Annotated in this window: 12 protein-coding genes; 5 read left to right on the top strand and 7 right to left on the bottom strand. The window is 64.5% G+C overall.

Annotated features, from left to right (window positions below):
• Positions 1-95 precede the first annotated feature (95 nt).
• On the top strand, positions 96-716 hold the full coding sequence (locus tag R9B85_RS03315) for a TetR/AcrR family transcriptional regulator (protein ID WP_112252853.1): 621 nt from the start codon (positions 96-98) through the stop codon (positions 714-716).
• Between the two features lie 130 nt (positions 717-846).
• On the opposite strand, the gene preA is transcribed toward R9B85_RS03315, so the two are convergent.
• From preA to hydA, 3 genes are all read right to left on the bottom strand, one after another.
• Complete coding sequence (gene preA, locus R9B85_RS03310; protein ID WP_112252852.1) at positions 847-2121, bottom strand: NAD-dependent dihydropyrimidine dehydrogenase subunit PreA; 1275 nt, start codon at positions 2119-2121, stop codon at positions 847-849.
• A complete protein-coding gene (locus R9B85_RS03305) occupies positions 2122-3489 on the bottom strand; it encodes an NAD(P)-dependent oxidoreductase (protein ID WP_112252851.1) in 1368 nt (455 codons plus the stop codon).
• A 246-nt stretch (positions 3490-3735) separates the two neighbouring features.
• Positions 3736-5175, bottom strand: coding sequence for a dihydropyrimidinase (gene hydA, locus R9B85_RS03300; protein ID WP_423770823.1), 1440 nt, complete (start codon positions 5173-5175; stop codon positions 3736-3738).
• Between the two features lie 341 nt (positions 5176-5516).
• Here hydA and R9B85_RS03295 point away from each other — a divergent pair, with 341 nt between their 5' ends.
• Positions 5517-7007 carry an NCS1 family nucleobase:cation symporter-1 gene (locus R9B85_RS03295; RefSeq protein WP_112252849.1) on the top strand — a complete coding sequence of 497 codons (1491 nt, stop codon included), beginning with the start codon at positions 5517-5519 and terminating at the stop codon, positions 7005-7007.
• Positions 7008-7144: 137 nt separating this feature from the next.
• Positions 7145-8428 carry a Zn-dependent hydrolase gene (locus R9B85_RS03290; RefSeq protein ID WP_112252848.1) on the top strand — a complete coding sequence of 428 codons (1284 nt, stop codon included), beginning with the start codon at positions 7145-7147 and terminating at the stop codon, positions 8426-8428.
• 361 nt (positions 8429-8789) lie between these two features.
• Here R9B85_RS03290 and R9B85_RS03285 read toward each other — a convergent pair whose 3' ends face one another.
• From R9B85_RS03285 to nhaB, 3 genes are all read right to left on the bottom strand, one after another.
• Entirely contained in the window at positions 8790-9749 is a 960-nt protein-coding gene (locus tag R9B85_RS03285; RefSeq protein ID WP_313855538.1) for a ribonuclease Z, read from the bottom strand.
• 77 nt (positions 9750-9826) lie between these two features.
• The gene (locus tag R9B85_RS03280) at positions 9827-10372 is read right to left on the bottom strand and encodes a lipocalin family protein (protein WP_207878321.1); all 546 of its coding nucleotides are present in this window, start codon (positions 10370-10372) and stop codon (positions 9827-9829) included.
• A 227-nt stretch (positions 10373-10599) separates the two neighbouring features.
• Positions 10600-12102, bottom strand: coding sequence for a sodium/proton antiporter NhaB (gene nhaB, locus R9B85_RS03275; RefSeq protein ID WP_423770822.1), 1503 nt, complete (start codon positions 12100-12102; stop codon positions 10600-10602).
• A 150-nt stretch (positions 12103-12252) separates the two neighbouring features.
• On the opposite strand from nhaB, the gene R9B85_RS03270 reads away from it, so the two are divergent.
• Complete coding sequence (locus R9B85_RS03270) at positions 12253-13065, top strand: crotonase/enoyl-CoA hydratase family protein (RefSeq protein WP_112252844.1); 813 nt, start codon at positions 12253-12255, stop codon at positions 13063-13065.
• Positions 13066-13101: 36 nt separating this feature from the next.
• The gene (gene nudC, locus R9B85_RS03265; protein WP_112252843.1) at positions 13102-13932 is read left to right on the top strand and encodes an NAD(+) diphosphatase; all 831 of its coding nucleotides are present in this window, start codon (positions 13102-13104) and stop codon (positions 13930-13932) included.
• Here the strand turns inward: nudC and R9B85_RS03260 are convergent.
• Complete coding sequence (locus tag R9B85_RS03260) at positions 13900-14679, bottom strand: TSUP family transporter (protein WP_112252842.1); 780 nt, start codon at positions 14677-14679, stop codon at positions 13900-13902. The two genes, nudC and R9B85_RS03260, sit on opposite strands and share 33 nt — an antisense overlap.
• Between the last annotated feature and the right edge of the window lie 85 nt (positions 14680-14764).

Genomic DNA, 14764 nt, shown 5'->3' with positions numbered 1-14764 from the left:
GGCATTCGCGGTACTGATCGGCAGATCGACAACATCGAGTTCAATTTCATCGACCCGGATGGTCATGACCTGGCGGTGTGGACGGCCCAAGCCTGATGGCCAACCACAAGATCGAAATTCGCCGGCGCAATATCGAGAAGATCCTGCAGGCGGCAGAAAAGGTGTTCGCCGAGAAGGGCTATGGTGCCACCTCAATGGGCGATATCGCCGAGCAGGCCGAGTTGCCGCGTTCCAACCTGCATTATTACTTCAGTACCAAGGACGACCTGTTCCGTGCGGTGCTGCAGGACCTGCTGGATGTGTGGAAGCAGGACGCGCTGTGCTTCGAGAATTTCGACGACCCGCGCGTGGTTTTGACTAGTTACATCCGGGCGAAGATGGGCCACTCGCGCTCGCGGCCGCTGGGTTCGAAGATCTGGGCCGAAGAGATGCTGCACGGGGCGCCGGTACTGGGGGTGAACCTGGATGAAAGCCTGGTGCCCTGGGCCAAGCTGAAGGAAGCCAAGATCCGCCGCTGGGTGGAGGAGGGGCGCATCCTGCCGGTGGAGCCGTCGGCGCTTTTGTACATGATCTGGGCCTCGACCCAGCACTATGCCGACTTTGGTTACCAGGTGGCCTTGCTCAATGGCGGCGAGGCGTTGTCGGACATGGCCTTTGAAAGTTCGGTGCAGACGGTGACCAGCGTGATCTTGCGGGGGATCGGGCTGGAGCCTTGAGGTCGGGGCCGCCGCGCGGCCCTTCGCGGGTAAACCCGCTCCCACAGGTGTCTTGCTGCCCTCACAAGCGGCGCGGTCCCTGTGGGAGCGGGTTCACCCGCGAAGGGCTGCGCAGCGGCCCCAATGGGTTTCAACTGGCCTCGCGGTAGGGGTTACGCGGATCCTGCGTCCAGTTCAGGTACGGCTTGCCGGTATCCTGCGCCACCATCTCGATGCAGCTCTCCACCGGGCAGGTGATCTGGCACAGGTTGCAGCCCACGCATTCCGCTTCGATCACGCTGTAGGCATGCGTGCCATCTGCCTTCAGCGTACTGGCAATCGCCTGGTGCGAAGTATCCTCACAGGCAATGTGGCAGCGCCCGCAGCCAATGCATGCCTGCTGGTCGATGTGCGCCACCGACTTGTAGTTCATGTCCAGGTACTTCCAGTCAGTGGTATGCCCCACCGCCTGGCCGCGAAACGCCTCGATGTTGCGGTGCCCGTGCTGGTCCATCCAGCGCGCCAGGCCGTCCTTCATGTCCTCGACGATGCGGAAGCCGTGCAGCATCGCTGCCGTGCATACCTGCACGGCGCCACTGCCCAGGGCCATGAACTCGGCGGCGTCACGCCAATTGCCGATGCCGCCAATACCGCAAATCGGCAAGCCGCGCGTTTGCGGGTCGCGGGCGATTTCCGCCACCATGTTCAGGGCAATCGGTTTCACCGCCGAACCGCAGTAGCCGCCATGGGTGCTCTGGTCGCCGACGATGGGGTGGGCGACCATGCGATCAAGGTCGACGCTGGTGATCGAGTTGATGGTATTGATCAACGACACCGCATCGGCCCCTCCACGGTGCGCTGCGCGGGCCGACTGGCGGATGTCGGTGATGTTCGGCGTGAGTTTGACGATCACCGGCAGCGAGCAGTACGTCTTGCACCAGCGGGTGACCATTTCCACGTACTCCGGCACCTGGCCGACCGCCGCACCCATGCCGCGCTCCGGCATGCCGTGCGGGCAGCCGAAGTTCAGTTCGATGCCATCGGCCCCGGTGGCCTCCACCAGCGGCAGGATGAACTTCCACGAGTCTTCCACGCACGGCACCATCAGCGAAACGATCAGCGCGCGGTCGGGCCAGTCTTTCTTCACCTGGGTGATTTCGCGCAGGTTGATGTCCAGTGAGCGATCGGTGATGAGTTCGATGTTGTTGATGCCCTGCACCTGGCGATTGGGGCCGTAATGCGCCGAATAGCGCGACGACACGTTGACTGCCGCCGGGTCTTCGCCCAGGGTTTTCCACACGACGCCACCCCAGCCGGCCTCGAAGGCGCGGACCACGTTGTAGGCCTTGTCGGTTGGCGGTGCGGAAGCCAGCCAGAAAGGGTTGGGTGCCTTGATGCCGGCAAATTCGATGGACAGGTCGGCCATTTACGCAGCCTCCACGTTGAGCATGAGTTGGGCATGGATGGCTTCGGCGGCCAGCTTGCCGTGTTGCACCGCCTGGACGGTAAGGTCCTGGCCCAGGGCGGTGCAGTCGCCGCCGGCATATACGCCCGGCAGGCTGGTTTGCATCCTTTCGTCGACGCGGATGCGCTCACCAATGCGCGCCAGTTGTGCGGCCACCGGGTCGCCGAGGCTGGCGTCGTCGAAACGTTGGCCGATGGCCTTGAATATGGCATCGGCGGCCAGCTCGAAGGTTTCGCCGGTGTCGCGCAGGCGGCCGTCTGCCAGCTCGGTGCGGGCAAAGCGCATGCCGCGCACCTTGCCGCTGTCGTCCAGCAGCACGGCATCGGGGCGGGCCCAGGTGTGCAGGCGTACCTGGTTGGCCTTGGCGATGTCCTGCTCGTGGCCGGTGGCACCCATGTCGGCATGGCCGCGGCGGTACACCAGGTTGACGTCGTGGGCACCCAGGCGGCTCATCTGCACGGCCATGTCGATGGCGGTGTTGCCGGCACCGATCACCAGGCAGCGGTCGGCCAGGGGCAACTGGCTCAGGTCGTCGGCCTGGCGCAGTTCGCGGATGTACGCGGTGGCGGCGAGCAGGCCGGGGGCTTCTTCCTCCGGCAGGCCGAGCTGGCGCACGGCATTCAGGCCCAGGCCGAGGAACACTGCGTCGTACTGGTCGCGCAGTTCGCCCAGGCCGAGGTTGCTACCCAGGCGCTGGCCATGGCGAATTTCGATGCCACCGATGCCGAGCAGGAATTCCACTTCACGCTGGGCATAGTCGTCCACCAGCTTGTAGCGGGCGATACCGTACTCGTTGAGGCCACCGGCCTTGTCGCAGGCCTCGAATACCACCACATCATGCCCATGCATGGCCAGGCGGTGGGCACACGACAGCCCGGCGGGGCCGGCACCGACCACGGCAATGCGCTTGCCGGTGGCCGGCGAGCGCTGGAACGGGTGCTCGGTGAAGTGGGCATTGTCCAGGGCATAGCGCTGCAACTGGCCGATCAGCACCGGTGCGCATTCCTGCGCGTTGTTGCGCACGCAGGCTTGCTGGCAAAGGATTTCGGTGGGGCAGACACGGGCGCAACTGCCGCCGAGAATGTTGGCCGAAAGGATGCGCTCGGCGGCGCCTTGCAGGTTTTCGTCGCTGATGCGGTGGATGAACGACGGGATGTCGATGTCGCTGGGGCAGGCATTGACGCAAGGGGCGTCATAGCAATACAGGCAGCGTGCGCTTTCGACGGCGGCCTGGCGGGCGGTGAGGGGTGGGGCCAGGTCGCTGAAGCGCTCGGCCAGTTGGTCGGCGCCGGCCCGGGGGCGCGGCAAGTGGTTCAGGGCGTCGATCACGGTTGTAGCCTCTCTTTCTTGTATTTGGCTTGGAATGGGGGCGCTTTGCGCCCCAATCGCCGGCAAGCCAGCTCCCACAGGTACAGTGTTGTTCTTGAGAGCAGTGCCATCCCAGCAAGAGCTGGTTCTGTCAGAAGAGCCATGCCCTTTAGAGCTGGCTCTCAGGAGAGCAATGCCCTTGAGAGCAGCACTATTCCTGTGGGAGCTGGCTTGCCGGCGATGGGCTGCACAGCAGCCCCAATGGCCTTAACGCTGCACGGGCGTCGGCCGCTGCACTTCAGCCCTGCGCCCCAGCACCTCATACACCGACGGATACGCCGGCCGTTCCACATACCGCCCCGCGCCCTTTTCCGCGCGCAGGTCGCCATCGGCCCAGAGCACCTTGCCCTGGCTGATGGTGTGGCTGGGGATGCCGCGCACGGTACGGCCTTCGAAGATGTTGAAGTCCACCTGCTGGTGGTGGGTCCTGGCCGAGATGGTGCGGGTGCCTTGCGGGTCCCACAGCACCAGGTCGGCGTCGGCGCCAACACGAATGGCACCCTTGCGCGGGAACAGGTTGAAGATCTTCGCAGTGTTGGTGGAGGTCAGCGCGACGAACTCGTGCATCGACAGGCGCCCGCTGTTCACCCCGGCATCCCACAGCACCGCCATGCGGTCCTCGATGCCGGCAGTGCCGTTGGGGATACGGCTGAAGTCGTCGCGGCCCATCGCTTTCTGCTCGGCGCAGAAGCAGCAATGGTCGGTGGCGGTGGTGTGCAGGTTGCCCGACTGCAGCCCGCGCCACAGTGCCTCCTGATGTTCGCGCGGGCGGAACGGTGGGCTCATCACGTAGCCTGCGGCGGTGGCCCAGTCCGGGTCACGGTAGACGCTGTCATCCAGCAGCAGATGGCCGGGCAGGACTTCGCCGTACACCGGCTGGCCCTTGCCGCGGGCATAGGCGATTTCGTCCAGCGCTTCGCGGCTGGAAACATGCACCAGGTACAGGGGCGTGCCCAGCGTCTCGGCAATACGAATGGCGCGGCTGGCTGCCTCGCCCTCGACCTGGGATGGGCGTGACAGCGGGTGGGCTTCCGGCCCGGTCAGGCCCTGGGCGAGCAGTTTTTTCTGCAGGTGGTACACCAGTTCGCCGTTCTCGGCATGCACGGTGGGCACCGCCCCCAGTTGCAGGCAGCGCTCGAAGCTGGCCACCAGGGTGTCGTCGGCGGCCATGATCGCATTCTTGTAGGCCATGAAGTGCTTGAAGCTGTTCACCCCATGTTTGGCCACCAGTTCGCCCATCTCTTCGGCCACCTGCTCGCTCCACCAGGTGATGGCGACGTGGAAGCCGTAGTCGCTGGCGCTTTTCTGCGCCCAGCCGCGCCAGGTGTGGAAAGCCTCCAGCAACGACTGCTGCGGGTTGGGGATGACGAAGTCGATGATCGAGGTGGTGCCACCGGCCAGGCCTGCGGCGGTGCCGCTGAAGAAGTCCTCGCTGGCCACGGTGCCCATGAACGGCAGCTGCATGTGGGTATGCGGGTCGATGCCGCCGGGCATCAGGTACTGGCCGCTGCCGTCGAGGATCTCGCAGTCGCTGGGTGGTTCGAGGTTTTGCCCGATGACGCGAATCAGGCCATCGGCACACAGGACATCGGCGGGGTAACTCTCTTCGTGGGTGACCACGGTGGCGCCACGGATCAACAGGGACATGCCGTTTTCCTCGCAGGCTGACCGGTCTGGGCCGGTTCTTGGAATTGTCTTGGCGCAGGGCGGGCAGGGAGGTTAATCCTGTCAGGCCTGACAAGATTGGAGGCTAGATGCAGATACGGCATTCAGCAAGAAAATTTTCCCATTAATTTTGTGGTTTTTAACTCATTGAAATTAAAGAATTTATTTGTTTTGCAGTGCTGATTGCGGGGTTTTTTGAAACTTTGACTGACTTGACAAGATGAAAATCTGGTCGAGATTTTCAAGCACATGAAGCGTGTGTACTCCGGCCATCGCATCAACCCGATGGGCAAACAACTACAAGAACATCTGGAGCAAGCCCCATGCAGCAGAGCAGATCGGAAGTGGTCGAGCAGGATGGCCTGTTCGAGCTGTCCGAGGGCAGCGATGTCCTCGACAGCCCGCGCTACAACCACGACATCGCCCCGACCAAGGTGCACCAGCGCACCTGGAACAAGTGGCATATCACCGCCCTGTGGGTGGGCATGTCCATCTGCGTGCCCACCTACACCCTTGGCGGCGTGCTCACCGCCTACTTCGGCCTCAGCGTGGGCGAGGCCTTGCTGGCGATCTTGCTGGCCAACCTGATCGTGCTGATCCCGCTCACCCTCAATGCCTTCCCTGGCACCAAGTACGGCATTCCGTTCCCGGTGCTGCTGCGTTCGTCGTTCGGCATCCTCGGCTCCAACGTGCCATGCCTGATCCGCGCGGTGGTTGCCTGTGGCTGGTTCGGCATCCAGACCATGTTCGGCGGCCTGGCCATCCACCTGTTCCTGGGCTCGGTGTTCGACGGCTGGAAGGCCCTGGGCGGCACCGGCGAGGTGATCGGCTTCATGGTCTTCTGGTGCCTTAACCTGTGGGTGGTGCTACGCGGCGCCGAGTCGATCAAGTGGCTCGAAACGCTTTCTGCACCGCTGTTGGTGGCGGTCGGCGTCGGCCTGCTGTTCTGGGCCTTGCCGCACATGTCGATGACCGAACTGCTGGCCCAGCCGCCCAAGCGCCCGGAAGGGGCGAACATGCTCGGCTACTTCTGCGCCGGGCTTACCGCCATGGTCGGTTTCTGGGCCACGTTATCGCTGAACATCCCCGACTTCAGCCGTTACGCCCGCAGCCAGAAGGACCAGATTCTCGGGCAGATCTTCGGCCTGCCGCTGACCATGTTCCTGTTCGCCGCGCTGGGCGTGGTGCTGACCGCTGCCTCGGCGTCGCTGGTTGGCGAGACCGTGTCCGACCCGGTCAGCCTGATCGGCAAGATCCACAGCCCGTTCTGGGTGGCCCTGGCCATGGCGCTGATCGTGATCGCCACGCTGTCGACCAACACCGCGGCGAACATCGTGTCGCCGACCAACGACTTCCAGAACATCGCCCCACGCCTGATCGGGCGCAGCCGCGCGGTGTGGCTGACCGGCTTCATCGGCCTGGCGCTGATGGGACACGAGTTGCTGAAGAAGCTGGGCTGGATTGTCTCCGACCTTAGCCTGGAAAGCGTGTACTCCAACTGGCTGCTGGGCTATTCCAGCCTGCTGGGGCCGATTGCCGGGATCATGGTGGTGGACTACTTCCTGATCCGCCGGCAGAAGCTGGACCTGGCCGGGCTGTACCGTGACGACGTGTACCCGGCGTGGAACTGGGCCGGCTTTGCCGCCTTTGCGTTGCCGGTGGCGCTGACAGTAATGGCCATTGGCAACGACAGTTTCAGCTGGTTCTACGACTACGGCTGGTTCACCGGTTCGCTGCTGGGTGGGGCGCTGTATTACCTCTTCGCCGGCGTGGTCGCGCGCAGCCCGGCGCGGGTGGCCAAGCCCTTGCCGTGAGACCGCGCTGGCTTCTTCGCGGGCTCACCCGCTCCCACAGGTACGGCGCAGGTCCCGAGGCCAACACTGTACCTGTGGGAGCGGGTTTACCCGCGAAGAGGCCGGCACAGAAAACAAAAAGCCTTAAGGAGAAACTCGTGACCCCAGTCAAAGACATCCTGAAGACCACCGCCCCCCACATCGACAGCACCCGCCTGTGGCAGTCCCTGATGGACCTGGCCCGCCTCGGTGCCACCGCCAAGGGCGGCGTGTGCCGCCTGGCCCTGACCGACCTCGACCGCCAGGCCCGCGACCTGTTCGTGCAGTGGTGCGAGGCCGCCGGTTGCACAGTCAGTATCGACGCCGTCGGTAACATCTTCGCCCGCCGCCCGGGGCGAAACCCCAAGCTGCCCCCGGTGATGACCGGCAGCCATATCGACACCCAGCCCACCGGTGGCAAGTTCGACGGCTGCTTCGGGGTGATGGCCGGGTTGGAAGTGCTCCGCACCCTCAATGACCTCGGCGTGGAAACCGAAGCGCCGCTGGAAGTGGTGGTGTGGACCAACGAGGAAGGCTCGCGCTTTGCGCCGTGCATGATGGGGTCTGGGGTGTTCGCCAGCAAGTTCACCCTGGAGGAAACCCTGGCCAAGCGCGACGCCCAGGGTGTCAGCGTTGGCGAGGCGTTGAACGCCATCGGCTACGCCGGCCCGCGCGCTGTATCAGGCCACCCGGTGGGGGCCTATTTCGAAGCGCATATCGAGCAGGGCCCGATCCTCGAGGATCAGCGCAAGACCATTGGCGTGGTGCTGGGCGCGCTGGGCCAGAAATGGTTCGACCTGACCCTGCGCGGTGTCGAGGCCCATGCCGGCCCAACGCCCATGCACCTGCGCAAGGACGCACTGGTCGGCGCGGCGGCGGTGGTGGAGGCAGTCAACCGCACCGCCCTCGGCCACCAGCCCCATGCCTGTGGCACGGTGGGTTGCCTGCAGGCCTACCCGGGCTCGCGCAACGTGATCCCGGGCGAAGTGCGCATGACCCTGGATTTTCGTCATCTGGAGGGTGAGCAGCTGAATGCGATGATTGCCGATGTGCGCGCGGTGATCGAAGCGACCTGTGCCAGGCATGGCCTGAGCCACGAACTGGTACCCACGGCCGATTTCCCGGCGTTGTACTTCGATAAAGGGTGTGTCGATGCCGTGCGCGAATCGGCGCAGGCGCTGGGCCTGCCGCACATGGACATCGTCAGCGGCGCGGGGCACGACGCGATCTTCCTGGCCGAGCTCGGGCCGGCGGGGATGATTTTCGTGCCGTGCGAGAACGGTATCAGCCATAACGAGATCGAGAACGCCACGCCCGAGGACCTGGCTGCAGGCTGCGCGGTGTTGCTGCGCGCGATGCTTGCGGCATCGGAGGCGATTGCCAGTGGGCGGTTGGCGGCATAGTGGAGCGGTGGGTTGTGGAGGGCTTCGCATGTGTTCGCCACAACATCTTCATCGCCTGTGAAATCGAGCGCCGCCCGCGCGGCGCTTCGCGGCACAAGGCCGCTCCCACATTTGTTGCAACGTGCCACACTTGTCAGGCAATGGTTGGCAGCCTTGTCGCTTTGACGCGGGTTTTTGGCTGGCGCTACCGAAGCCCCACTTGCCTCAAATCATGCACCAAGGCGGGCGACGCCTCTCTCACAGGCATGGCCACGTTGCAACAAATGTGGGAGCGGCCTTGTGCCGCGAAGCGCCGCGCGGGCGGCGCTCGATTTCACAGGCGATGAAGATGTTGTGGCGAGCATCTGCGAAGCTCCACAATTCATCCCGCCGGCTCGAGACAGCCATCGCGCCCGATGTGATAGCGCTGCAGGTCCTGCGCCAGGGTCAGCTGCCCGCTGTAGTGGGCGAGGGCTTCGTCGCGCACGTTGTCGATGCTCGGGTTGCGCCGTGGGTCGTTCTGGTAGCGGGCGCTGAAGTGCGTCAGCACCAGGTTGCGCACGCCCGCAGCTTCGGCAAAGCGCGCCACCGCAGCCGCGGTGCTGTGGCCGAAGGTAACCCCCGTGCGTTCGACCACCGCCTGGGTGAATGTGGCTTCGTGTACCAGCACGTCCGCGCCCTTGGCTGCGTCGGCCAATAGCTCGGGGTTGTCGTTGTCGCCGCACACGATCACCCGCCGCGGCGGGCGCGAAGGGCGCAAGTAGTCGCTGCCATGCAGCCGCCGCCCGCCATGCTGCACCGTCAGGCCCTTGGCCAGGTCGCCCCACAGCGGGCCGCGGGGGATGCCATCGGCTTCCAGGCGCGGAATGTCCAGGCGTGGTTCGGGGTTGAGCTCGGTGAAAACGAAGCCGACGCTCGGTACCCGGTGCGACAGTTGCACGCTGGTTACTTGCACGGCATCACTGCGCCACTCGACCAGCTCTTCCACGGGCAGCAGGCGCAGTTCGAATGGCAAGAAGGTATCGCTAGCCACCAGCCCCTGCCGCACCCAGTCGTGCAGGGCAGCGGGCAGGACAAGGTCCAGCGGCTGGGTGCGCCCGCTCATGCCGGCGCTGGCCAGCAGGCCCGGCAGGCCGAAGCAATGGTCGCCGTGCACGTGGGTGATGAAGATGGCGCGCAGGTCGCGGATCGACAGCGGCGTGTGCAGCAGCCGGTGCTGGGTGCCTTCGCCACAGTCGACCAGGTACCAGTGGCTGCCGCTGGCTTCGATCACGGCGGTAGCGCTGACGTTGCGTGCCTTGGTCGGCACGCCGGCGGAGGTGCCGAGGAACAGCAGGTCCATGTTCAGGCTCCTTGTTTCAGCCTAGCAACGCCAGGGCGCACACCTTAGCCTGATTGCTGCATGCCGTCGATGGCCCGCTACTCGGCCTGCCGCCAGATCAGGTTGCTGGTGTCATAGCCTTGCTCCCGGGCAATCGTCAGCAGTTGCTCGCGCAGCTGGTCGGTGACTGCGGGCGTGCGCGAAAGCAGCCACAGGTATTCGCGGTTCGGGTGGCCGACCAGGGCTACGCGGTAGTCCTTGTCGTGGTACAGCACCCAGTACTCCCCCTTGGTCAGGCCGGGCGCGAGGCGGCTGAACCAGTTGTCGAAGCGCACCCAGAGCTTGTCGGTGCTGCCCGGTTGCTGGGCTTCGGCGATGCCCTTGGCCTGGTTCCACTGGCCGTCTTTTTCCTGGCAGCGGTTGGTCACATCGATGCGGCCGTCCTCTCGCAGGCCATAGTGCGCCTCGGACTGCACGCAGTTGCGCTGGAAGAACATCGGCAGCCGCGCGAGTTCGTACCAGGTGCCCTGGTAGCGTTGCAGGTCGACCTGCTGGGTACGCGGCGGTGCCGGGTGATCGTTGCCGGCGCAGCCGAGCAGGGCCAGGGTCATGCAGGAAAACAGCAACGTGGTGCGTAGCGCCATGGTGAACCTCCTTGACACGGACGGGGCTTACCTGTGTTTCGATGCGGGCGAGAGGCAAAAGTTGTACGGGATTGGAAAGTCGAATGGCGGGCAGCAGAATCGACAGCGCAAACCTGTGCTGGCCTTTTCGCGGGTAAACCCGCTCCCACAGGTACTGCACAGCCTTTGAGCCTGGCGCAATACCTGTGGGAGCGGGTTTACCCGCGAAGAGGCCGGTGCAGGCTACCTCACAGCCAGTAGGTCACCGCCCACCACCCCAGCCCACCCATCACTACGGTATAGGGCAAGGCCATCCACACCATGCGCCCATACGACAGCCGGATCAGCGGCGCAATCGCCGAAGTCAGCAGGAACAGGAACGCCGCCTGCCCATTCGGCGTCGCCACGCTCGGCAGGTTGGTGCCGGTGTTGATTGCCACCGCCAGCGTCTCGAAATGCTCGCGGCTCATGCCGCCATCGAGGAACGCCTGCTTCACCTCGGTAATGTAGATGGTGGCAACGAACACGTTGTCGCTGATCGCCGACAGCAGGCCGTTGGCCAGGTACAACATGCCCGGTTGCTGCTCGGCCGGCAGTGCCAGCACCCAGGCAATCAACGGGCTGAACAGTTGCTGCTGGTGAATCACCGCCACCACGGCGAAGAACACCACCAGCAATGCGGTGAACGGCATGGCGTCCTGGAAGGCACGGCCCAGGCGGTGTTCGTCGGTGATGCCGGTGAACGCCGTGATCAGCACGATCACCATCAGACCGATCAGGCCGACCTCGGCAACGTGCAGCCCCAGGCAGACGATCAGGATCAGTGCGGCCAACCCTTGCACCCACAGCGCGATGCGCTGGGCAGTGGTGCGCGCAGCATCGTCCTCGGCGGCGTAAGTGGCCAGCACCTGGCGCACCGGCTCGGGCATCAGCGTGCCATAGCCGAACAGGCGCAGCTTTTCCAGCAGCACGCAGGTCAGCAGGCCGGCGCCCAGTACCGGCAGCGACACCGGTGCCACCTTCAGGAAGAAGTCAGCAAAGTGCCAGCCCATCTCATGGCCGATCAGCAGGTTCTGCGGCTCGCCCACCAGTGTGCACACGCCGCCCAGGGCGGTACCCACCGCGCCATGCATCAGTAGGCTGCGCAGGAAGGCGCGGAACTGGTCGAGGTCTTCACGGTGCAACTGTGCGACCTGCTGGTCGCTGTCCAGCGCACTGTCTTCGCGCGGGTTGGCCCCGGAGGCGACGCGGTGGTACACCGCATAGAAACCGACCGCGGCACTGATGATCACGGCGGTGACGGTCAGCGCATCGAGAAACGCCGAGAGGAATGCCGACAGCACGCAGAACAGCAACGCCAGGATCGCCTTCGAACGCACACCCAGCAGAATGCGCGAGAACAGGAACAGCAGCAGTTCCTTCATGAAGTGGATGCCCGCGACCATGAACATCAGTAGCAGGATCACAGGGAAGTTGTGCTGCAGCTCTTCGTAAAGGGCTTGCGGAGTGGTCATCTGCAACAGCAGGGCTTCGACCAGCAGCAGGCCGCCAGGCATCAGCGGGTAGCACTTCAGTGCCATGCCCAGGGTGAAGATGAATTCGAGCACCAGTGCCCAGCCGGCAGCGACCGGGCCGACGGTCACCAGCAGCAGCGGGTTGAGCACCAGGAACAGGCAGATGACTGCCTTGTACCAAAGCGGCGACTGGCCCAGAAAGCTGTGGGCGAGGGCGCCGGTCAGGGAGCGCGACATGAATTTGTATCCTTATGATTCGGCGATGGCGCACGGTGCCGGATCGGCGCGTCTTAGGCAAGGCGTAAAGTCCCGTTTTTGGCACAAGTGCGGTCATCGGGCTGGGTTACCATCCGTGCCATGAACCCTTCACCCGCAGGAGTGCCGCCCGTGACCGAGTACAGCGCATTCAAGGTCGAACTGACCGACAGCATCGCCCACGTTCAGATCAACCGCCCGGAAAAGGTCAATGCGATGAACGCGGCCTTCTGGGAGGAGATTGTCGACATCTTCCGTTGGGTCGACGACACCGATGCGGTGCGGGCGGTTGTGATCAGCGGTGCCGGCAAGCATTTTTCCGCTGGTATCGACTTGATGATGCTGGCTTCGCTGGCCGGGCAGATGGGCAAGGATGTGGGCCGTAATGCACGCTTCCTGCGCAGCACCATCCTGCGCCTGCAGGCGTCGTTCAATGCCGTGGACAAATGCCGCAAGCCGGTACTGGCCGCGGTGCAGGGTTACTGCATTGGCGGCGCGATCGACCTGATCTCGGCCTGCGACATGCGCTACTGCAGCAGCGACGCACAGTTCTCGATCAAGGAAATCGACATGGGCATGGCCGCCGATGTCGGCACACTGCAACGTTTGCCTCGTATCATCGGTGACGGCATGATGCGTGAGCTGGCTTTCACCGGGCGCAATGTCGAGGCCGAAGAGGCGCTGCGCATCGGCCTGGTCAACCGGGTCTATGATGATCAGGCCGCGCTGATGGACGGGGTCTTTGCCATTGCCGGCGAGATTGCCGCAAAATCGCCGATCGCCGTGGCCGGCACCAAGGAAATGCTCAGCTACATGCGTGACCATCGCATCGACGATGGCCTGGAATACATCGCCACCTGGAACGCCGCGATGCTGCAGTCCGAAGACCTGCGCGTGGCGGTGGCGGCGCACATGAGCAAACAGAAACCGACGTTCGCCGACTGATCAGGCCGGGGGACGCGCAGTAAGGGAACCCCCGACATGTCAGCACGCTGGACTACCGCAGTACTCGACCCGCAGATCACCGGGGGGCTGGCCGTGGCCCGCAGCCCGGAAGGGTTCCTGGTGGACGACAACGGCGCGCTGTTCCCTCGCGACTGGCTCAAGCGCCAGGACCTCGACGTGCTGTGCGAGCACGGCATCGGCCACTTCGACGGCCAGCCGGTGTTCCTGCTGGAGCTGCGCAGCGCCACCGACCTGCCCGGCTGCGCCTGGCGCGGCCTGCGCGCGTTCATGCTCGAGGGTGACTTCGACACCTACAAAGTGCTGGGCTACGCCGCGCAGATTGGCACCTGGGCCCGCGAGCATCGCTTCTGCGGCAGCTGCGGCCAGGCAATGACGCAGATTCGCTGGGAGCGGGCGATGTACTGCCAGCCGTGCGACCTGCGCAGCTACCCGCGCATTTCGCCGAGCATGATCGTGCTGGTGACCCGAGGCGACGAAGTTCTGCTGGCGCGTTCGCCTCGCTTCGTCACTGGGGTGTACAGCACCCTGGCAGGCTTCGCCGAACCGGGCGAGTCGGCCGAGGACTGCCTGGTGCGCGAAGTGCGTGAAGAGGTGGCGGTGGAGGTGAAGAACATCCAGTACATCGGCAGCCAGTGCTGGCCGTTCCCGCATTCGATGATGCTGGGCTTCCATGCCGAGTATGCCGGCGGCGATATCGTCATGCAGCCGGACGAGATCGAGGATGCCAAGTGGTTCAGCGTCCACGACCTGCCGCCGCTGCCGGCCGGGCGGTCGATTGCCCGGTACCTGATCGATCTCTACGTTGCGCGTCGCCTAGGCTTGGCCGAGCCAGTGCTGCCACGCTAGGCGCACGGTCAATGCCAGCACCACGGTGATGAACACCGGGCGGATGAACTTGCTGCCGCCACTGATCGCCGTGCGTGCGCCGAAGAATGCGCCGACCATCACCGACAGGCCCATGCACAGGCCGACGATGTAATCCACCTGCCCGGAAATGATGAACACCGTCAGCGCTGCGATGTTGCTGACGAAGTTCATGCTGCGCGCCACGCCGCTGGCCCGGACCAGGTCGATGGGGTAGAGCAGCAGGGTGCTCACCGTCCAGAACGCCCCGGTACCCGGACCGGCCACGCCGTCATAGAAGCCCAGGGTGAAGCCTTGCGGCACTTGCCACTTTTTCCTGATCGGTGCATCGGCATCCAGCGGCGCCTTGGGCGTGCCGCCGAACAGCAGGTAGACGCCACAGGCGAAGACGATCACCGGCAACATCTTGTTCAGCCATTCGGCCGGCATGTAGTGGGCGATCACTGCACCGAGCAAAGCACCGACCAAGGTGGCGAACAATGCCGGGCGCCATTGCGCCGGGTGGAACAGCTTGCGCCTGTAGTAGGTGAAACCGGCGGTGGCCGAGCCGAAGGTAGAGCTGAGCTTGTTGGTGCCCAGTACCAGGTGCGGCGGCATGCCGGCGGTGAGTAGCGCCGGGGTGGTTAGCAGGCCGCCACCGCCGGCGATGGCATCGATGAAACCGGCGACGAAGGCGACCAAGGCCAGGATCAGCAGGGTGAGGGGTTCTACGGTGAGTTCGAAGGGCATGGGGTTCTGGCAGGCAGGGAGGCAAGGGGCGGCAAAGGGCCGCACTAGAAGGGTGACATGGTAATCCTGGGGGAGGTGTGTTGCC

The sequence above is a fragment of the Pseudomonas sp. NLJ1 genome, from assembly GCF_049486705.1.
Classification (GTDB): Bacteria; Pseudomonadota; Gammaproteobacteria; order Pseudomonadales; family Pseudomonadaceae; genus Aquipseudomonas; species Aquipseudomonas inefficax.
Note: the sequence above shows the minus strand (reverse complement) of the source record. Positions and strands in the feature narration are given on the sequence as shown.